A 19,703-nucleotide genomic window follows, 5' to 3' on the forward strand; every position below is an offset into this window, starting at 1 on the left:
TCGCATTTCTTTCTGACTTTGGCTTAAAGGGAAACCCCATGACCCAACACAGACCGCGCAGTGAGCGTGGCCAGCTGGCAGTTGCAGGTGAAACTTACGGTAAATCGATGTTAGGCGCCCCACTGCTGTATTTCCCGGCGGCCAGAAGCGGCCCGGATACCGGGTTGGTGATTGCAGGCACCCACGGGGACGAGACTGCCGCTGTGGTGACGTTATCCTGCGCATTGCGCAGTATCGCCCCCGCCCAACTGCGCCATCATGTGATCCTGGCGGTCAATCCGGATGGTTGCCAGCTTGGGCTGCGCTCCAATGCCAACGGCGTCGATCTGAACCGTAATTTCCCGTCGGCCAACTGGCGCTCAGGCGATACGGTCTACCGTTGGAACAGCGCGGCGGAGGCTCGTGACGTGCGACTCTCCACCGGCGGCAGGCCAGGTTCCGAACCGGAAACCCAGGGATTATGCCATCTGATCCATCGCCTGAAGCCACGCTGGGTGGTGTCCTTCCATGAGCCATTGGCCTGTATAGAAGATCCGGAAAGCTCCGCGCTGGGCGTTTGGCTGGCGCATAAGTTTGCCCTGCCACTGGTGACCAGCGTTGGCTATGAAACCCCGGGTTCATTCGGCAGTTGGTGCGCAGACTTGTCCTTGCCCTGCATCACCGCCGAGTTCCCGCCGATCTCAGCCGACGCCGCTAGTGAAGACTACCTTGCCGCCATGGTCGAGTTGCTGACCTATGCTGACTAGCGTGAAAGCTCAATAGCACCGCACTCAAAGGCCAAACCGGGCACTACGTCTTTTGCCAGCCAGGTTGGGCCATCGAGATCCACAAAACGGGCGCCAGGCACCAACGGCAACGCCGCCGTAATGGCTCTTGAGGTGCAGAGCATACAGCCAAGCATGATCTCGAAGCCCTGAGCGCGCGCCTGTGCGGCAAGCTGTAATCCTTCGGTCAGCCCACCGGTTTTATCCAGCTTGATATTGACCATCTGATAACGCCCCACCAACCGAGGCAGATCGCCGCTGGTATGGCAGCTCTCGTCGGCGCAAATCGGTAATGGATGGATGAAGTTTTCCAGGGCGCTGTCGTCGCTGGCCGGTAAGGGTTGCTCCAGCATCGCCACGCCTAAATCCGCCAGCAGTTGGCAACGCGATGCCAAACCTTCCGCCTGCCAGGATTCATTGGCATCGACGATCAACGTCATCTGCGGCACCGCCGTGCGGATCGCCACCAGCCTTTCGCTGATCAGGTGATCGTCGAGCTTGATTTTCAGCAGCGTCGCGCCCTGTTGTTCCAGCTCTTTAGCGGCAAACGCCATCGCTTCCGGCGAGCCAATGCTGAGCGTTTGCGCCATCACTACTCGTTCCGGCGCGGTAACTCCGCTCAATTGCCACAGATCTTTGCCCGCAAGGCGGCATTCCAAATCCCATAATGCCGAATCGACCGCGTTACGAGCCGCCCCTGCGGGCATCAGGCGCTGCAACTCCTGCCGGGTTACCCCTTGTGCGATGGCCGTGGACACTTCGGCCAGCTGCTCCATCACTGAGGTTTCGCTCTCGCCATAGCGCGGATAAGGGGTGCATTCACCGACACCGCACATCCCCTGCTGTTCAATCTCTACCACCACGACTTTGGCTTCGGTCCGGCTACCGCGTGCGATCACAAAGGCGGTGTGCAATGGCCAGGCTTCAGGGTAAAAACGCATGCTTCTCATAACGGCTCCCGAGCGAAAAAACCACATAAAGTCAGTCCACTATACCTGCAGTTGATAAACTTTATCTATCCAAGGTGCGATTGTTGCCTTAAACTGCTTCGAGATTGTGAACCCGGTGTTAATCGGCTTCACATCTTTGTATAAACATCGTTGAAAGGAACCGAGCAATGACTCAGACCGTACATTTTCAAGGCAACCCTGTCACTGTAGCAGGCAAACTGCCACAGCAGGGCGAGCAGGCAAAAAGCTTTACCCTGGTTGCCAAAGACCTGTCAGACGTTGCCCTGAGCAGCTTCGTGGGTAAACGCAAAGTCCTGAACATCTTCCCAAGCATTGATACCGGCGTCTGTGCCGCATCGGTGCGTAAATTCAACCAGTTGGCGAGTGGCCTGGATAACACCATGGTCCTGTGTATCTCTTCCGACCTGCCGTTCGCCCAGTCACGCTTCTGTGGTGCTGAAGGCCTGAACAACGTGGTTACTCTGTCTACCCTGCGCGGCGGTGATTTCAAGCAGGCGTATGGTGTAGAGATTGCCGAAGGCCCGTTGGCCGGTCTGACCGCACGCGCCGTGGTGGTGCTGGATGGCCAGGACAACGTGCTGTATAGCGAGCTGGTAAACGAAATTACCACCGAGCCAGATTATGATGCCGCGCTTGCCGCGCTGAAATAAGCCTGCAAATACCAAAAAGCCCGGTTTTTAAACCGGGCTTTTTTATACCTGAAATAAAGTAGCGCTATTCTTCGCTGTCGTCGGTCAGCTTGCGATTGCTCAGCCCGTACTCCCGCAGCTTATTGGCAATTGCCGTATGCGAGACGCCCAAGCGCTTGGCCAGTTTGCGGGTGCTGGGATAAGTGCGATACAGACGAGTCAGCACCGAGCGTTCAAAACGCTTGCTGATATCATCCAGCGAGCCTTCCATCACTTCATCCCCTAACGCTATCTCCACCTCAAAATCCGGCAGAATGATATCTTGCGGGCGCAGCTCGTAGCCGTCCGTTTGGGTCAAGGCGCGATAGATAGCGTTCTTCAGCTGTCGCACGTTGCCCGGCCAGCCGTACTTGCAGAGGAAGCTACTGAGATCGTTGGCCAGTTTCGGCCTGGCGACCCCTTGTTCATCGGCAAAACGCGCCACAAACAGCTCGGTGAGCGGCATGATATCCTGCGGGCGTTCGCGCAGCGGTGGGATGGTGATGGTCAGCACGTTCAAGCGGTAATAGAGATCTTCACGGAATTCACCGCGCTGCACCAGTTCGGTCAGGTTTTTCTGCGTGGCACAAATCACCCGGACATCCACATGCACCTCATGCTCTTCCCCTACTCGACGGAAAGTACCGTCGTTGAGGAAACGCAACAGTTTGGTTTGCATCCGCGGCGACATCTCGCCAATCTCATCGAGCAGCACTGAGCCACCGTTGGCCTGCTCAAAGAACCCCTTCTTACCTTCCAACGCATTCGGATAAGCGCCCGGCGCATGGCCAAACAGTTCGCTCTCCACCACATCGTCAGGCAAGGCGGCACAGTTCAGCGCCAGGAACGGCTGTTTACCACGTGGGCTGCGCAGGTGGCAGGCCCGCGCCAAAATATCTTTCCCCGTGCCGGTATCGCCCACAATCAGCAATGGGGCATCCAGCATGGCCAACTTGCGCGCCTGCTCCAGCACGTGGCGCATCTTCGGGCTGACGGCGACAATATGGTCAAACTCAGTATCGTCATTAACCGACAGGTTCTGCAGTTGGCGGCCCATGCGGGCGGTGGATTTGAGCATGACCACGGCGCCCACAGGGGAATTTTGCTGTTGCTCATCTTCCAGATAGATCGGGGTGATATCCATCAGGAAATCCTGGCTGCGGATCACCACCCGCTCGGAATGCGGCTTAGTATCTTCACTCTCCAGCCAGCGGCTGAAGTTGTAGCCGCCAATCAGCTGGCTCGCCGTTTGATTGCGGATCTTGTCTTCGCTGAAGTTGAACAGCGTCTGGGCCGCCGGGTTAGTCAGCTCCACCTTGCCTTTCATATCGATGGAAAACACCGGTTCCGGCATCGACTCCAGCAACGCACGTAACGCACGGTGTTCACGTTCAGAAGGCATAAAGTTAACGGTGCGCACATCGGTCACACCGCTGATGCGCCGGATCTCCGCCATCAGCGCGCGGAAGGTATCAAAATCCAGCTGGGAAAAATTGAGGTAAATACGGCCGATAGGATCTATTTCGATGCCGCGCAGGTCGATACTGCGCGATACCAAAAGATCGAGTAATTCTCGAGTGAGACCGAGACGGTCTTCGCAAAATACTTCCAAACGCATCAGTATTGGCCTTATCTCTGCAGGTGCGGGGATGTCTGGTGATGATGATAACCTCTCCCCCCGGAAGGAAGAAGCGATCTGTCAGCAAAAGTTGACAGAGCTCCAGTTTATCACTGCTATTAGCGGTTTTAAACGCCAGCCAATAACACCATCGGCGTAATTTTAGCTTATTTCTAGAGAGTTATTATATTCTGCATTATTTTGGCAGCGGATTATCACGCGATTACAGGCGGATGTTCTTTCGTCAATCTGTGGTTACAAACTAAAAAAAGCGACCTCACTGGTTACAAATGATAGTAATTCTCGTCTGACTATTTTATAGTTGCACAGAGTAACTATTAACGGGAAATTGACCATGCTTAGAAAGCATACACTGGCAGCATTCTGCTGCACCACGCTGTTGTTGAGCGCCCCAACCCAGGCGCTGGACCTATCCTACAAGGCGCCGGAACCCAGCATTAAAGACGCCCCCGCCCCCAAGGCGACACCAGGGCCCGCAGAAAAAACTGCCAAGGCACCAATGGTTTGGTCAGAATCAAAAGATGAAACCGGCTTCAGTGCCAATCTTGAATGCGACCATCCCAGCTGCAGCCGCCCACGCGACAAATCGTATTCTAGGCTTAATGGCCCGGTGAAAAAAACCGATCGCCTGCGCCAGTCCGATCCCTACTCCACCAATCAGGATCCTGATTACAGCGTGAACATGGGCTATAAATGGTAATGATGCTTTAAGCGTCCTGATAGAAGACCTGTTCAGCCGCATGATCGTGGGTGTCCAAGTAACCTTGCTTACCCAAAAGAGCAACCCCTCTCGCTCATTGAGAGGGTTGCAGGGGGAGGTCATTAATTGAGCGGCGTCTGGCTGGTTTCCTTGATGTACAGGAAGGCAAACAGCGATAAAACACAGCCAGCAATCACGTAAAACGCCGGAGCCGTAGTATTGCCGGTTAGCTTGATTAGATAGGAAGCCGCCGATAGTGAGAAACCACCAAAGATCCCCACGGCAACGCTATACACCAACGATAACCCGGTGGTTCTTACCCGTCTTGGGAATATTTCCGGCAAAATGGTGATGGAAGGCGAAGCACCGATAATATTGATAATGCTCAGCACAATCATCACCGCAAACAGCATTTCAACACTGGGGTGAGTGCTGAGTAAATAAAAGGCCGGATAAATCAGTACAACAATCGCTATTCTCGCCCACGCAATCAACCGAACTCTGCCGACCTTATCTGACCACATCCCGGCCAGCGGGCCACCAATCAACGTAATCAAACCGGCGACGGCACCAATCAACATGCTATAGCTGGTATCCAGCTTTAATATGCTGATGGCGTAGTTGGGAATATAAAACATGATGATCATATGCGGAATGGTTCCCCCCATCGTCAGCAAAATTCCCGCCAAGGTTTCTTTATAGTAGGTAGTTATCACTTCCAGCAGGGGGATTTTGCTGACGCTTTCGCTGGCCGTTGGTAAGGTGTGAGTGGCGGTTTCTTCCAGCTTAAAGCGAATATACAGCCCCACCGGAACAATCACGATGCCAAACAGAAACGGAATACGCCAACCCCAGGCTTCCACACTCGCCTCTGGCATACAATTGACCAGGATCACCAACGTCATGGCGGCAAATACGTTGCCCGCACCTTGGCTCGCGACCTGCCATCCCCCGTAAAACCCGCGATTATGGGGTTTAGCATACTCCACCAGCAGGGTGGTTGATGCGCCTAACTCACCGCCTGCGGAGAAGCCTTGCATCAGCCTGGCCAGGGTAATAATGATCGGGGCCGCAGTCCCGATGCTCTCATATGACGGGGTGATACCAATCGTCAGGGTACTGAGCCCCATCAGCAGGAACGTCAGCGTCATGGCGGGCTTGCGCCCTTTTTTATCGGCATAATGGCCGATGACCAGCGCCCCCAACGGCCTGGCAAGATAACCCATCCCAAAGATCAGGAAGGTCATCGTCATGCTCACCAAAGGATCTGTCGCGGGGAAATAAGCTTTTGCAATGTAGGTCGCAAAAAATGCGTACAGCACCAAATCAAAAAACTCTAAGCCATTGCCTAACGTGGTAGCCACAATGGCCCTTGCCGGGGACTTTCTTTCCTTGACGCTATCCATGGCCTGTCCTTTTATGTAGGAACGCCACATGCGGCGTCCGTCCAGATAATCGATGTTATGCCAGGATCAAACATGTTCGACCCCGACAAATTCAGCAGCATTAGCAAGTTATTAAAGGCCGAGGTTTATTCCTTCAGGAATTCCTGCGTCAACGCAGACCAATAGGCGATCCCTCTGAGTATAATTTCATCATTAAAATCATAGCCGGGGTTATGTACCATGCAGCTGTTTTCACCCTTGCCGTTACCTAATAGTAAATAACTGCCAGGGCACTGGTTCAGCATAAAGGCAAAGTCTTCGCTGCCCATCAACGGTTCTGGAATATCAATTACCTGCTGAGGATGGCTTTCACCCATTAAATTTTGCGCCACCTGCTTGGCAAAACGGGTCATCTCCGGTTGGTTAACCAACACGGGATAGGTGTGATCATAGTCAATATCGATCCTGGCACCGTATGAGGCCGCCTGGGCCGCCACTAACGTCTTGATGCGCTCTTCCAACAGCTCCCTGACTTGCGGATCCAACGCGCGTACACTGAGTTTTAATACCGCAGAGTCGGCGATGACATTACTGGCCATGCCTGACTGGAATGAACCTACGGTGATCACGCCCGGCTCTTGCGCCCCCAAATTACGCGCGACGATCGTCTGCAATGCCATCACAATGCTAGCTCCGACGACCACGGCATCAACGGTGCCTTTCGGCATCGCTCCATGGCCCCCTTTGCCGTGAATGGTGATGGTGACCGTATCACTGGAAGCCATAAACGCCCCCTCACCAAAGACAAACTGCCCCTGCGGGAAGCCCGGCATGTTGTGCATGGCAAAAACGGCGTCACAGGGGAAGCGTTTAAACAGGCCATCGTCGATCATCTTCTGGGCACCTGCCAACCCCTCTTCTGCAGGTTGAAAAATGAGATGCAAGGTGCCATCGAAACAGGCGTGATCGGCCAGATAATGTGCCGCACCAAGCAACATCGCGGTGTGGCCGTCATGCCCACAGGCATGCATGATGCCTTCGTGCTGACTGCTGTAAGGGAGTTGCGTATTTTCCAGGATCGGCAAGGCATCCATATCTGCCCGAATACCTAACGTGCGGGGGCTGTTACCTCTTTTCAGCGTCCCAACCAGGCCGGTGATACCGAGCCCACGTGTCACCTGATACCCCCACGCCTCAAGCTTTCCCGCCACCAGATCGGCGGTTTGTCGTTCCTCAAATCCCAGTTCAGGGTATTGATGAATATGTCGACGGAGGGTTTGGCTTTCATCGGCATAGGGTTGGAAGGTCTCTAAATTCGGCTCACGGTGCGGCATGTTCATTACCTCCTGTCCTTGGGATTGATGTCTTGGTGCTGAAGCAGCAAGTGAATACGGCGGGATTACCCGCTGGCGTAGTCAGATATTCAGATTAATTGTTAGTCAAATATACCGTCTTCTTTGCCGCGGTCCGTGGGATTTTTCGTGACCAAGACCGCAAAACAAACACTTGATTAACTTATCATTAACAATTAATGGGTGTTGCAGCGGTGTACAAAAAGAAGGGAGTTTTGGACGGTGCGGCCACCAGGCTGCGTCTGATTGACGCAGCCTGGTGGAGTCAGACCTTGCTTTGACCTTTTTTCATGGTGTCTTTCAGTTGGTTAATCAATTGACCACGGAAATCACCCAGTTTTGGCTTATCGCCTTCTAACCAGGGTAACGGGCGGCACAGTTCCATCGCCTTGATGCCCAATCGCGCCGTCAACAGACCTGCCCCAATCCCCTGCGCTGCCCGCGCAGACAACCGCGCCGCAATATCCTGCGACATCCAGTCCATGCCCACTTCCCGCACCAGTTCAGAAGCACCAGCAAAGGCGATATTCAGCAACACCAGACGGAACAGACGAATACGGCTGAAATAGCCCAGTTCGATGCCATACAGGGCCGCAATGCGGTTAATCAGGCGGATATTGCGCCAGGCGATAAAGGCCATGTCCACCAAGGCCAAAGGGCTGACGGCGATCATCAGCGTCGACTCTGCCGCCGAACGGCTGATTTCGCGCCGCGCCTGATTATCTAACACCGGCTGCACCAGCTTGGCATACAGCGCAACCACTTCGCGGTCGTTCTGGGTTTCATGTAATGAAGCCTGCCAGCGTTGCAATGCGGGGTGCCCTTGATCCAACCCGGCCTGACGCGCCAGCTTTTCACAAAACTCGCGCCCTCTCCCCAGGCCGTGACTGTGCAGCAGTTCCCGAGCTTCGTCACGCTCTTCTGCCCGTTGGCGTAGGCGGTATAGCCTGCGCCATTCCCCGACCACCGAACCGATACCGGCGAAGACGATCAACCCACCGGCGATCCCACCACCCAGCGCAATCCAATCCTGCTGCACCCAGGAGGTATGCACCCACTGGACACCTTGAGCTACTACGCTGACGCCAAACAGCATCAACCCGGCGTTAACCATTTTGCGCCACAGGCTGCGCTTGGGTTTCAACGCGGCGTTAACAATGCCTTCCGCGCGCCCTTCCTCCTCTTCCAGCTCCATCTCTGGCGCTGCCGGATAGAATTTCTCGGCTTGCTGTTCGTCAAATTCCAAGCCTGCGCGCAACACCGGTTCCTGTGGCGGCTGCAACGGCTCGGCAAAATCGATACGCGGTTTTAACGGCTCGCTCATCGTAATTTATCTCCCAATAAAAACTCCATCACCGCGTCCAGACGGATATGCGGCAGCGGGCTGTCAACGCTCATCATACGTGGGCGGAACTGGTCAAAATGGAACCCTTGTTGCTGCCAGAACGCCGGGCCAGGCAGGCGCGCAGGCACTTCGCCGGGGAAGACCGTCAGCGGTGCACCATCGTCCAGGCGGTGGCCTTTCAATGCCGGGATCGGCTGCCCATGATGATCGACAATGCCGCTTTCGGTCGCCTGTACCGAAGCCAGGCCGACGCAGTCCATGCTGATGCCTTCAAACGCGGCATTCTGCCAGGCCTCCTGCACCAGTTGCTGTAACAGCGAAACCAGATTGGCGTGCTGATCGGCGGTGATATGATCCGCCTTGGTGGCCGCAAACATCAGTTTGTCGATGGTCGGCGAAAACAGGCGGCGGAACAGTGTACGCTTGCCGTAGTGGAAGCTTTGCATCAACTGGGTCAGCGCCAAACGCATATCATTAAACGCCTGCGGCCCGCTGTTGAGCGGTTGCAGGCAGTCCACCAGCACGATCTGGCGATCGAAACGCACAAAGTGCTCTTTATAAAACGCCTTGACGATCGACTGGCAGTAATAGTTAAAACGGGCGCGCAACATGCCCGCATTGGTATGTTTGTCCGCCTGTGCCAGGCGCGATTCCCCTGCCGCATCGACGTTCGGCCACGGGAAGAACTGCAGCGCAGGCGCTCCGGCCATATCGCCAGGCAGCACAAAGCGCCCAGGTTGGATAAAGTGCAGCCCTTCAGCCTTACAGCGCAGCAGGTAGTCGGTATAAGCCTGGGCGATTGCCGCCAGCTTGTTTTCATCCGCCGGGGCCAACGGATCGAGATCTTTGCACAAGGCCAGCCAAGGCTCGGCCCAGCGCGCGCGGTCGCCCTGCAACAACCCAGCCATCTGACGTGACCAGGCCAGGTAGTCCTGTTCCAGCATCGGCAAATCCAGCAGCCATTCGCCCGGATAGTCGACGATCTCCAGATACAGCGTGGAGGTTTCTTTAAAATGGCGCAGTAGTGAATCATTGGAGCGATAGCGCAGCGCCAGGCGGATTTCGCTGACGCCACGGGTTGGCGTTGGCCAACTTGGCGGATTGCCATACAGCTGCGCCAGGCCTTCATCGTAGGTGAAACGTTGGATACCGAGGTCGCGTTGAGGAATGCGTTTCACCCCCAACAGCCTTTCTTCCCGCACAGGGGAAAACAGCGGCATACGTGCGCCGCTGTGAACATGGAGTAATTGATTGACCAATCCGGTGATAAACGCCGTCTTACCACTGCGGCTCAAGCCGGTGACTGCCAGCCGCAGATGACGATCCATCCCGCGATTGACCAGCGAAGTTAACTCATTTTGCAGTCGTTTCATTGTTCTCCTTGGCATAGCGCCCGAACGCCTTGTTCAGCCCTTTGCGAACCAGCGGTTCCAGCAACAGGGCCAACACGTAACGCAGCGGTTTGCGGCTGACGGTTTTCAGCAACCACGCGGTTGCCCCCGCCGGGCCATAACTCATTAGCGCTATGATGATGACTTTCGACAAGGTCTTCAACAATGCACCTACTCCCCATTTTGGTGAAGCAGTTTTTGGGGCATTAATCGCATAGGTTTTGCTCATGGTTGCTGCCCTCTGGCAAATGTTGGGGAAAAAGTCGGTGCAATGACTGACCTGCGGCGTACGCAGGCCCGTGCATCGTTAAGAGTGGTTACAGTTGGCGAAAGCGGCTCTGCACGCCAAAGGTGTCAGACGTGACGTAGCGTTCGACCTTGCGCAACTGCTGCTCCCCACTACTCAATTCGTATTCCAGCTTATCAAGCAACTGGCGCGGTGTGGCCTGATGTTCATCCTGATAACGGCTGGCTGGAGCCTCCTCAAGCACGAAGACCAAGGCGATATAGGCGACCACCGTAATGAAAAACAGCCCGAAGAACAGCGACAGCACGGCAATCACCCGGATCAAACGCACGGGCACGTCAAAATAGTGAGCAAGGCCAGCGCAAACGCCCTTCAGCATGCCTTCTTCAGGCACACGGTACAGTTTTTTACTGCCTAACGTGTTGCCCTTGTATGAACCGCTGTCGTCGTTGTAGTAAGAACGATCGCGACGATCGCCAAACTTTCCTCTGTCCTGGTCTCTACGCATTACGACTGCCTCCAATTCGGGTGTTCCGCATCAAGAATGTCTTCCAACGCCTGAATACGATCGCGCATGCGTGAGGCCTGCTCCGCCAGTTGCGTCAGACGTTGCATCTCCTGATGACTCAGTTGAACGCCGCTCTGTTGCCGGTTGCTGTAATGCAACCAAAGCCAAATCGGTGCGACAAACAACACAAAGATTGTCAACGGGATGGCAAGTAATAGAGCACTCATCTCAATTCCTTCTTGTTTGGCCGTAGTGTGGCGGCCACGCTGGGTGGCCGCTTAAGCATTATTCCGGGCGGTTCATCTTGGCTTTCATTGCCGCCAGTTGCTCACTGATGGCATCATCCGCCTGCAGTTCGGCAAACTCCTGATGCAGGCTTTTCTTTTTGCCAATGCTGACGCTTTCCGCTTCGGCTTCCATATGGTCGATACGGCGCTCAAACTGTTCAAAACGCGCCATCGCCTCATCCAGTTTACCGCTGTCCAGTTGGCGACGCACATCCCGTGAAGAAGAAGCCGCCTGATGGCGCAGCGTTAATGCCTGCTGGCGTGCGCGGGTTTCGGTCAGCTTGTTTTCCAGCTCGCCAATTTCACTCTTCATGCGGGCCAGCGTCTCTTCTACGGTAGCCACTTCCTGGCTCAGTGTAGCAAGCAGATCGGCCACTTTCTGTTTTTCGATCAGCGCCGCACGGGCCAGATCTTCTTTATCTTTACGCAGCGCCAGTTCGGCTTTGTCCTGCCAGTCATTGATCTGGTTTTCACCCTGCTCAATGCGGCGCAGCAGCTGTTTTTTCTCCGCCAGGGCACGCGCTGAGGTGGAGCGCACTTCAACCAGCGTGTCTTCCATTTCCTGGATCATCAAACGCACCAGCTTTTGCGGGTCTTCTGCTTTATCGAGCAGAGTATTGATGTTGGCGTTCACGATGTCGGCAAAACGAGAAAAGATACCCATAATTTACTTCCTCTTGGTTCTGAAGGCGTCTGAAGCGCCGAGTTAAGTTATACAACTTGCCCAAAGAGTTAATCAAGAAGCGTGCCAACTTTTATTTCATTGAAATACAAAGATTATTTGTTTTTGACTCTCGCTGCGCTTGCTGTAGAGTGAGTGTTTTCACCAAACATTGGCGAATTTCATCATGAGCGAACCGTTAGAAAACCTGTTGGGCGAGGCCAACGCCTTTGTCGAGGTGCTGGAGCAAGTTTCACAGTTAGCCAAGCTCAACAAACCGGTGCTGGTGATCGGTGAGCGCGGCACAGGTAAAGAGCTGATCGCCCACCGGTTACACTATCTTTCCAATCGTTGGCAAGGGCCATTTATCTCCCTCAACTGTGCGGCGTTGAATGAAAATCTGCTGGACTCGGAGCTGTTTGGCCATGAGGCTGGCGCGTTTACCGGCGCACAAAAACGTCATCTTGGCCGTTTTGAACGTGCCGATGGCGGCACCCTGTTTCTGGATGAATTGGCAACCGCGCCAATGCTGGTGCAAGAAAAGCTGCTGCGGGTGATTGAATACGGCCATCTGGAGCGCGTGGGTGGCAGCCAACCGCTGCGGGTGGATGTCCGGCTGGTGTGCGCCACCAATGATGATTTGCCCGCACTGGCCGCCGCCGGTAAATTCCGTGCCGATCTGCTGGACCGCCTGGCGTTCGACGTGGTGCAACTGCCGCCGCTGCGCCAACGCCAGCAAGACATCATGCTGTTGGCCGAGCATTTCGCCATTCAGATGTGCCGCGAGCTGTCACTGCCGTTGTTCCCCGGCTTCAGTGAACATGCACGGGAGACGCTGCTCGGCTACTCCTGGCCGGGTAACGTGCGTGAGCTGAAAAACGTGGTGGAACGCTCCGTTTACCGCCATGGTTCAGGCCAGGATGAGCTGGATGAGATCATCATTAACCCCTTTGCCAAGCGTTCAGAGCCGCTTGATGATGAGGCAACCACGCCGACCAGGGATTTACCTGCATTGCCGCTGGATTTTAAAAGCTGGCAACATCAGCAAGAGAAAACCCTGCTGGAAATGGCATTGAAACAGGGCCGTTTCAATCAGCGCAAAGCCGCCGATTTACTGGGGCTGACCTATCACCAGCTACGCGGCATGTTGAAAAAGCATGCGCTGCTGCAAGGTAGCGACCCTGGGGGAAGTTAAACCGACTGGGCGATCAATTCGCGTAACCATTGATGGGCGGGATCGCGATGCGAACGCTCATCCCACAGCATTGCCAACTCATAGCCTGGGATCTCCACTGGTGGCTCGGCAATCTGTACTTCAGGGCTGTCGCGTACCAGGCGTTCGGGCAGCATCGCCACCAGATCCGTCTTGGCGATCACCGATTTCACAAACAGAAAATGCGGGACGGAAAGCACCACCCGGCGCGAAAGCCCAACCTGATCCAGCGTGTGATCCGTGATGCCGCTAAATCCCCCGCCGTTTGGCGAAACCACTACGTGCTCCAGTTGGCTAAATTGCGCCAGCGTGGGGCGAGCCATCAACGCAGGATGACCGAAGCGGCCCACCAACACATACTTCTCCTTGAATAACACGCGTTGACGCATCCCCGCCGGTGCACTGTCCGGAGTGTGAAAGGCCAGATCGATCTCCCCCAACTCCGCCTGCCGGGCAATCCTGGTCGGTGCCAGTTCCAACACCGCCAATCGGCTGTTGGGGGCAGTCTGACGAAGCCGTGCCAATGCGGGTAACAGTACCGTAGATTCGCCATAATCGGATGCGGCAACGCGCCAGGTGATATTCGCGCTGGCCGCCTCAAAAGGACTGATGGGTGAAACGGTGTGTTCGAGCACTTCCAACGCTTGCCGCAAAGGTTCACGTAATGCCTCCGCTCTGGCCGTTGGCCGCATTCCTCTTGGGCCAGGTAGCAGCAGCGGATCGTCGAAAAACGCTCTCAGTTTGGCCAGATGAGCACTTACCGAAGGTTGCGACAGCGACAACCGCTGCGCCGCGCGCGTAACATTCAATTCCATCAGCAACACATCCAACGTCACCAATAGATTGAGATCCAGTCTGCCGAAATTACTCATACAAATACCTGTCATCATCTAAATCAATTTTAACTATACCTGGCGCTAACCTACTCTGTTGCTCTCTTTACAGCAATGGAACTTAATGATGAATATTCTGCTGGTCTACGCTCACCCAGAAGCTCAATCGCTTAATGGCTCACTAAAAAACTTTGCGGTCAAACATCTGCAGGACGCTGGGCATCAGGTACAGGTTTCCGATCTGTACGCCATGAAATGGAAAGCTTCTTTGGATGGCGAAGACCGTACGGATCGGGATAGCGCTGCCCGGTTTAATCCGGCGATGGATTCCCGGATCGCTCTGGAGCAAGGAACGCAAAGCGCAGATATTGCGTTGGAACAGGAGAAGTTACTCTGGGCGGATACAGTGATCCTCCAGTTTCCGCTGTGGTGGTTCTCCATGCCAGCCATCCTCAAGGGTTGGGTAGAACGCGTGTATGCCTATGGCTTCGCGTACGGCGTTGGCGAGCATTCCGATACGCATTGGGGAGATCGTTATGGCGAAGGTACGCTGGCAGGGAAACGGGCTATGCTGCTGGTCACTGCGGGCGGTTGGGAGTCTCATTACAGCCCACGCGGTATCAACGGCCCGATAGCGGATATTCTGTTCCCGATTCATCATGGCATTCTGTATTACCCCGGCTTTGACGTGCTGCCACCGTTTGTGGCGTACCGTACCGATCGCTTCGACGAGGCGAAATTTCCTGAGCTTTGTGCGGCACTGGGGGAACGACTGGATACGCTGGCAAGCACCGAGCCTTTGCCATTCCGTAAACAAAACTTTGGCGATTATGCGATCCCACAGTTAACGCTGCGAGAAGACATTGCCCCTGGCCGCTCCGGTTTTGCCGTTCACCTGAAATAGAGGCAAAAAAAAAGCCAGCACCCGAGCTGGCTAAGTAAACACTGGAAGCAATGTGAGCAATGTCGTGCCTTCCACAAAGGGCCACAAGGTGTGGCCTTCCGTGAACCACCAAATGATGATAATAGTTCTCAGTATCATCTGTAAAGCACTTTGTTGAGAATTTTTCTCATTACCACACTAAGCTTGGGTAATTATCCACCAGCACGGATTTCGGACGGAGGCCGACACGCCAGAAAACAGCGGCAAGCTTAACCAAACCGCCGAAATTTCAGCCATTTTGCTCAAGGAATTGGGCTGTTGGTCAGAGTGCGATACACTAACGTTATTGCTTAATAACCCATGAAGCGTCTATGCGTGGTTTACCTCTTTGGATAATGTCGCTCGGCTGCCTGGCAACGTCTGCCCTGGCCGCGACACCGGCTGTGCCCAGCGCAGCACCACCGCCAGCAGACATCCGCCAGAGCGGCTTTGTCTATTGCGTCAGCGGCATTCTGAACACTTTCAATCCGCAGATGGCCAGCAGCGGTCTGACGGTCGATACCCTGGCCGCCCAGCTTTACGATCGGCTGCTGGACGTCGACCCCTACACTTACCGCCTGATCCCGGAATTGGCAGAAAGCTGGGAAGTGCTGGACAACGGCGCTACCTACCGCTTCCACCTGCGCCGGGATGTGCCTTTCCAGACCACCGCCTGGTTCCAGCCCACCCGCAAAATGAACGCCGACGATGTGGTATTCAGTTTTCAGCGGGTGTTTGATCAGAAGCATCCGTTCCACAATGTCAACGGCGGTGAATACCCATACTTCGACAGTTTGCAGTTTGCCGACTCCGTGCAAAGCGTGAAAAAGCTGGACCCATACACCGTCGAGTTCCGCTTGCAGGCGCCGGATGCGTCCTTCCTGTGGCATCTGGCGACCCATTATGCACCGGTGCTATCGGCAGAATATGCCGACAACCTGACGCTGGATGGCACCCAGGAAATGATCGATCGTGAACCGGTCGGCACCGGCCCATTCTTGTTGAACGAATACCGTTCCGGGCAATATATTCGTCTGGCACGTAATGACGTTTACTGGAAAGGGAAACCGCGCATGCCGCAGGTGGTGATCGACATGGGGGCCGGGGGTACGGGCCGCCTGTCTAAATTGCTGACCGGCGAGTGCGATGTGCTGGCCTACCCCGCCGCCAGCCAGCTTTCGATCCTGCGCGACGATCCGCGTTTACGCCTGACGCTGCGCCCTGGGATGAATATCGCCTATCTGGCCTTCAACACCCGCAAGCCACCGCTGGATGACCTGAAGGTGCGCCAGGCCATTGCGTTGGCCATTAATAACCAGCGCCTGATGCAATCGATCTATTACGGCACGGCAGAGACCGCCGCCTCGATCCTGCCACGCGCCTCCTGGGCCTATGATAATGATGCCCACGTCACCGAATACGATCCGGCCAAGGCACGAGAAATGCTGCGTGAAGCCGGTGTGGGGCCATTGGATCTGAAGCTCTGGGTGCCTACCGCATCGCAATCCTATAACCCCAGCCCGTTGAAAACGGCGGAACTGCTACAGGCGGATTTGGCTCAGGTCGGCATTAATGTCACCATCGTACCGGTAGAAGGCCGCTTCCAGGAAGCCCGGCTGATGGAAATGAACCACGATCTGACGCTCACCGGCTGGTCAACCGACAGTAACGATCCGGACAGCTTCTTCCGTCCGCTGCTGAGCTGTGCGGCAATCCGTTCGCAAACCAACTATGCTCACTGGTGTGATCCCGCTTTTGATGAACAGTTGCAGGACGCCTTGTTGTCACAGCAGTTATCACAGCGTATCGAGCATTATCAGCAGGCGCAGAAGATCCTCGAACAGCAGTTGCCGGTATTGCCGCTGGCCTCCTCTTTGCGTTTGCAGGCCTACCGTTATGATATTAAAGGACTGGTGTTGAGCCCGTTCGGCAACTCATCATTTGCCGGGGTATACCGTGAACCGGCGGAGGCCGCGAAAAAGTGATTATCTTTACCTTACGCCGCATCCTGTTGCTGCTGATCACGCTGTTCTTCCTGACGCTGGTCAGCTTCAGCCTGAGCTACTTTACCCCGCGCGCGCCGTTAAACGGTGCCGCCTTGCTGGATGCCTACCAGTTCTATTTCGTCAGCCTGCTGCACTGGGACTTTGGCGTTTCCAGCATCAATGGCCAGGCGATCAGCGAACAGCTGCGCGAAGTGTTCCCGGCCACCATGGAACTGTGCATTTTAGCCTTTACGCTGGCCCTGTTTATCGGCATTCCGCTGGGCATTATTGCCGGTGTGATGCGCGGCAAGTGGCAGGATACCGCCATCAGTACCTTTGCCCTGCTGGGCTTTTCCATTCCGGTGTTCTGGCTGGCACTGCTGCTGATGCTCTATTTTTCACTGCATCTTGGCTGGCTGCCAGTGTCGGGCCGTTTCGATCTGCTGTATCAGGTCAAGCAGGTCACGGGTCTGGCGCTGGTTGACGCCTGGCTGTCTGACTCGCCTTATCGCAATGAGATGATTGCCAGTGCACTGCGCCATATGGTGCTGCCGATTGCCGCTCTGGCGGTGGCCCCAATCACCGAGGTGATCCGTTTGATGCGCATCAGCACCGACGATGTCCTCAGCCAGAACTACATCAAGGCTGCCGCAACCCGTGGCCTGTCACGCTTTACCATTATCCGCCGTCACGTGTTGCACAACGCGTTACCGCCGATTATCCCAAAACTCGGTCTGCAATTTTCGACCATGCTCACGCTGGCCATGATCACCGAGGTGGTGTTCAGTTGGCCAGGGCTGGGGCGCTGGCTGATTAACGCCATCCGCCAACAGGACTACGCGGCCATTTCCGCAGGTGTGATGGTGATCGGCACGCTGGTGATCACCATTAACGTGCTGGCCGACATTCTGGGCGCGGCGACCAACCCGCTGAAACATAAGGAATGGTATGCCCTTCGATAACGTATACCGCGAAAAGAAAATGCCTAGCCCGCTGCTCTATACCTGGCGGATTTTCTACGGCGACACTTTGGCGATGATTGGTTTTTATGGGGTGCTCGGCCTGCTGTTTCTCTCCCTGTTCGGCAGCCTGCTGGCACCTTATGCGCTCGATCAGCAGTTCCTGGGATATCAGTTGCTACCGCCGTCCTGGTCACGCTACGGTAATGTGTCGTTCTTCCTGGGCACCGACGATCTGGGCCGCGATATCCTCAGCCGCTTGCTGACCGGCGCCGCCGCCACCTATGGTTCGGCACTGATTGTTACCATTGCCGCCGCCATCTGTGGCGTGATCCTGGGCGTGTTTGCGGGGGTCACCCGTGGCCTGCTGTCTGCGATGCTCAACCATATTCTCGATACCCTGCTCTCCATCCCGTCACTGCTGCTGGCGATTATCGTGGTGGCCTTCCTCGGGCCGAAGCTGGAGCACGCCATGCTTGCCGTTTGGCTCGCACTGTTGCCAAGGATGGTGCGTACCATCTACAGCGCAGTGCACGATGAGCTGGAAAAAGAGTACGTGGTCGCAGCCCGTCTGGATGGGGCTTCGACGATGCAGATCCTGTGGTACGCCGTGGTGCCGAACATTGCCGCCGTACTGATCACCGAATTCACCCGCGCGTTGTCGATGGCCATTCTCGACATCGCGGCGTTGGGCTTCCTCGATCTGGGGGCGCAGTTGCCTTCCCCGGAATGGGGAGCCATGTTAGGCGACTCGTTGGAGTTGGTGTATGTCGCACCTTGGACCGTGATGCTGCCCGGTGCCGCTATTCTGATCAGCGTATTGCTGGTCAACCTGTTGGGCGACGGAATACGCCGCGCGATCAATGCGGGAGTGGAATAATGCCGTTACTCGATATCCGCAATCTGACGATTGAATTTATGACCGCCGAAGGGCCGGTGAAGGCCGTCGATCGCGTCAGCATGACGCTGACCGAAGGTGAAGTGCGCGGCCTGGTAGGCGAATCCGGCTCAGGAAAAAGCCTGATTGCCAAAGCCATCTGCGGCGTGACCAAAGATAACTGGCGCGTTACCGCCGACCGCTTCCGCTTTGACGACATCGACCTGTTGCAGCTCAGCCCGCGCGAACGGCGCAAACTGGTGGGCCACAACGTTTCGATGATCTTCCAGGAGCCGCAATCCTGTCTTGACCCTTCCGAAAGTATTGGCCGCCAGTTGGCCCAGGCCATTCCCGGCTGGACTTACAAGGGCCGTTGGTGGCAGCGCTTTAACTGGCGCAAACGGCGGGCGATCGAGCTGTTGCACCGCGTCGGTATCAAGGATCACCTCGATATCATGGGCAGCTTCCCTTACGAACTCACCGAAGGGGAATGCCAGAAAGTGATGATCGCCATTGCGTTGGCCAATCAGCCAAGATTGCTGATTGCCGATGAGCCAACCAACGCCATGGAACCCACCACGCAGGCGCAGATCTTCCGCCTGCTGGCGCGTCTGAATCAAAACAACAACACAACCATCCTGCTGATCAGCCACGATTTGCAGATGATGAGCAAATGGGCTGACAGGGTTAACGTGCTGTACTGCGGCCAGACGGTGGAGAGTGCGCAATGTGAAGACTTGCTTGCCGCTCCTCATCATCCTTATACCCAGGCGCTGATCCGCGCCATGCCGGACTTTGGCCGTTCACTGCCACATAAGAGCCGTCTGAATACGCTGCCGGGAGCGATCCCCTCATTGGAGCATCTGCCGATCGGTTGCCGCCTGGGGCCACGCTGCCCGTATGCGCAAAAGCAATGTATTGAAACCCCACGCCTGCGCCCGGTGAAGAATCATCTGTTCGCCTGCCACTTCCCGCTGAACATGGAGGAGCAATAAC

General features: G+C 55.5%; 21 protein-coding genes. 10 read left to right on the forward strand and 11 right to left on the reverse strand.

Translation table 11 applies throughout. The annotated features are described in order from the left end of the window. The first annotated feature begins 38 nt into the window (after nucleotides 1-38). A complete protein-coding gene (gene mpaA, locus KGP26_RS14935; protein ID WP_021806537.1) occupies nucleotides 39-746 on the forward strand; it encodes a murein tripeptide amidase MpaA in 708 nt (235 codons plus the stop codon). On the opposite strand, the gene ycjG is transcribed toward mpaA, so the two are convergent. Beyond that, nucleotides 743-1,714: an L-Ala-D/L-Glu epimerase gene (gene ycjG / locus KGP26_RS14940; protein WP_059200922.1), complete on the reverse strand. Its 972-nt coding sequence runs from the start codon at nucleotides 1,712-1,714 to the stop codon at nucleotides 743-745. The genes mpaA and ycjG overlap by 4 nt on opposite strands. A gap of 167 nt (nucleotides 1,715-1,881) precedes the next feature. Between ycjG and tpx the strand changes: the two genes are divergently transcribed. After that, the gene (gene tpx, locus KGP26_RS14945) at nucleotides 1,882-2,385 is read left to right on the forward strand and encodes a thiol peroxidase (RefSeq protein WP_021806539.1); all 504 of its coding nucleotides are present in this window, start codon (nucleotides 1,882-1,884) and stop codon (nucleotides 2,383-2,385) included. 64 nt (nucleotides 2,386-2,449) lie between these two features. Here the strand turns inward: tpx and tyrR are convergent, their stop codons facing one another. Continuing rightward, a complete protein-coding gene (gene tyrR, locus KGP26_RS14950; RefSeq protein ID WP_021806540.1) occupies nucleotides 2,450-4,021 on the reverse strand; it encodes a transcriptional regulator TyrR in 1,572 nt (523 codons plus the stop codon). 31 nt (nucleotides 4,022-4,052) lie between these two features. Here tyrR and KGP26_RS30310 point away from each other — a divergent pair, with 31 nt between their 5' ends. Both KGP26_RS30310 and KGP26_RS14955 read left to right on the forward strand, forming a co-directional pair. Further along, the gene (locus KGP26_RS30310) at nucleotides 4,053-4,181 is read left to right on the forward strand and encodes a hypothetical protein (protein WP_256461354.1); all 129 of its coding nucleotides are present in this window, start codon (nucleotides 4,053-4,055) and stop codon (nucleotides 4,179-4,181) included. 195 nt (nucleotides 4,182-4,376) lie between these two features. After that, nucleotides 4,377-4,742 (forward strand): hypothetical protein, encoded by a 366-nt coding sequence (locus KGP26_RS14955; RefSeq protein ID WP_059200923.1) that lies wholly within the window; start codon nucleotides 4,377-4,379, stop codon nucleotides 4,740-4,742. A gap of 122 nt (nucleotides 4,743-4,864) precedes the next feature. On the opposite strand, the gene KGP26_RS14960 is transcribed toward KGP26_RS14955, so the two are convergent. The 8 genes from KGP26_RS14960 to pspA form a co-directional block, all read right to left on the reverse strand. Then, nucleotides 4,865-6,148, reverse strand: a complete 1,284-nt coding sequence (locus KGP26_RS14960) for an MFS transporter (protein ID WP_037375979.1) — start codon at nucleotides 6,146-6,148, stop codon at nucleotides 4,865-4,867. A gap of 125 nt (nucleotides 6,149-6,273) precedes the next feature. Next, a complete protein-coding gene (locus tag KGP26_RS14965; protein ID WP_037375980.1) occupies nucleotides 6,274-7,467 on the reverse strand; it encodes a M20 aminoacylase family protein in 1,194 nt (397 codons plus the stop codon). A gap of 277 nt (nucleotides 7,468-7,744) precedes the next feature. Further along, nucleotides 7,745-8,803, reverse strand: a complete 1,059-nt coding sequence (locus KGP26_RS14970) for a YcjF family protein (protein WP_021806544.1) — start codon at nucleotides 8,801-8,803, stop codon at nucleotides 7,745-7,747. Beyond that, complete coding sequence (locus tag KGP26_RS14975) at nucleotides 8,800-10,197, reverse strand: YcjX family protein (protein ID WP_021806545.1); 1,398 nt, start codon at nucleotides 10,195-10,197, stop codon at nucleotides 8,800-8,802. The genes KGP26_RS14970 and KGP26_RS14975 overlap by 4 nt, the downstream gene beginning before the upstream one ends. Further along, the gene (pspD, locus tag KGP26_RS14980) at nucleotides 10,178-10,444 is read right to left on the reverse strand and encodes a phage shock protein PspD (RefSeq protein ID WP_021182062.1); all 267 of its coding nucleotides are present in this window, start codon (nucleotides 10,442-10,444) and stop codon (nucleotides 10,178-10,180) included. Before pspD ends, KGP26_RS14975 begins: the two co-directional genes overlap by 20 nt. Nucleotides 10,445-10,532: 88 nt before the next feature. Continuing rightward, nucleotides 10,533-10,841 (reverse strand): envelope stress response membrane protein PspC, encoded by a 309-nt coding sequence (gene pspC / locus KGP26_RS14985; RefSeq protein ID WP_046808503.1) that lies wholly within the window; start codon nucleotides 10,839-10,841, stop codon nucleotides 10,533-10,535. A 128-nt stretch (nucleotides 10,842-10,969) separates the two neighbouring features. After that, complete coding sequence (pspB, locus tag KGP26_RS14990) at nucleotides 10,970-11,197, reverse strand: envelope stress response membrane protein PspB (RefSeq protein ID WP_021182064.1); 228 nt, start codon at nucleotides 11,195-11,197, stop codon at nucleotides 10,970-10,972. 58 nt (nucleotides 11,198-11,255) lie between these two features. Beyond that, nucleotides 11,256-11,921 (reverse strand): phage shock protein PspA, encoded by a 666-nt coding sequence (gene pspA / locus KGP26_RS14995; protein ID WP_021182065.1) that lies wholly within the window; start codon nucleotides 11,919-11,921, stop codon nucleotides 11,256-11,258. 184 nt (nucleotides 11,922-12,105) lie between these two features. On the opposite strand from pspA, the gene pspF reads away from it, so the two are divergent. Next, a complete protein-coding gene (gene pspF / locus KGP26_RS15000) occupies nucleotides 12,106-13,113 on the forward strand; it encodes a phage shock protein operon transcriptional activator (RefSeq protein WP_223664192.1) in 1,008 nt (335 codons plus the stop codon). Here the strand turns inward: pspF and KGP26_RS15005 are convergent. Next, nucleotides 13,110-14,003: a LysR family transcriptional regulator gene (locus KGP26_RS15005; RefSeq protein ID WP_223664194.1), complete on the reverse strand. Its 894-nt coding sequence runs from the start codon at nucleotides 14,001-14,003 to the stop codon at nucleotides 13,110-13,112. The genes pspF and KGP26_RS15005 overlap by 4 nt on opposite strands. An 88-nt stretch (nucleotides 14,004-14,091) precedes the next feature. Here KGP26_RS15005 and KGP26_RS15010 point away from each other — a divergent pair, with 88 nt between their 5' ends. The 5 genes from KGP26_RS15010 (at nucleotide 14,092) to sapD (ending at nucleotide 19,702) form a co-directional block, all read left to right on the forward strand. Next, nucleotides 14,092-14,868 carry an NAD(P)H-dependent oxidoreductase gene (locus KGP26_RS15010; protein WP_166735047.1) on the forward strand — a complete coding sequence of 259 codons (777 nt, stop codon included), beginning with the start codon at nucleotides 14,092-14,094 and terminating at the stop codon, nucleotides 14,866-14,868. Between the two features lie 350 nt (nucleotides 14,869-15,218). After that, a complete protein-coding gene (gene sapA, locus KGP26_RS15015; RefSeq protein ID WP_094981316.1) occupies nucleotides 15,219-16,871 on the forward strand; it encodes an ABC transporter substrate-binding protein SapA in 1,653 nt (550 codons plus the stop codon). Beyond that, nucleotides 16,868-17,833, forward strand: a complete 966-nt coding sequence (gene sapB, locus KGP26_RS15020) for a putrescine export ABC transporter permease SapB (protein ID WP_021806550.1) — start codon at nucleotides 16,868-16,870, stop codon at nucleotides 17,831-17,833. The genes sapA and sapB overlap by 4 nt, the downstream gene beginning before the upstream one ends. Then, complete coding sequence (sapC, locus tag KGP26_RS15025) at nucleotides 17,820-18,710, forward strand: putrescine export ABC transporter permease SapC (RefSeq protein WP_166732647.1); 891 nt, start codon at nucleotides 17,820-17,822, stop codon at nucleotides 18,708-18,710. The genes sapB and sapC overlap by 14 nt, the downstream gene beginning before the upstream one ends. Then, the gene (gene sapD / locus KGP26_RS15030; protein ID WP_021806551.1) at nucleotides 18,710-19,702 is read left to right on the forward strand and encodes a putrescine export ABC transporter ATP-binding protein SapD; all 993 of its coding nucleotides are present in this window, start codon (nucleotides 18,710-18,712) and stop codon (nucleotides 19,700-19,702) included. Before sapC ends, sapD begins: the two co-directional genes overlap by 1 nt. The last annotated feature ends 1 nt before the right edge of the window (nucleotide 19,703 follow it).

Source organism: Serratia sp. JSRIV002, assembly GCF_019968725.1.
Lineage (GTDB): Bacteria > Pseudomonadota > Gammaproteobacteria > Enterobacterales > Enterobacteriaceae > Chania > Chania fonticola_B.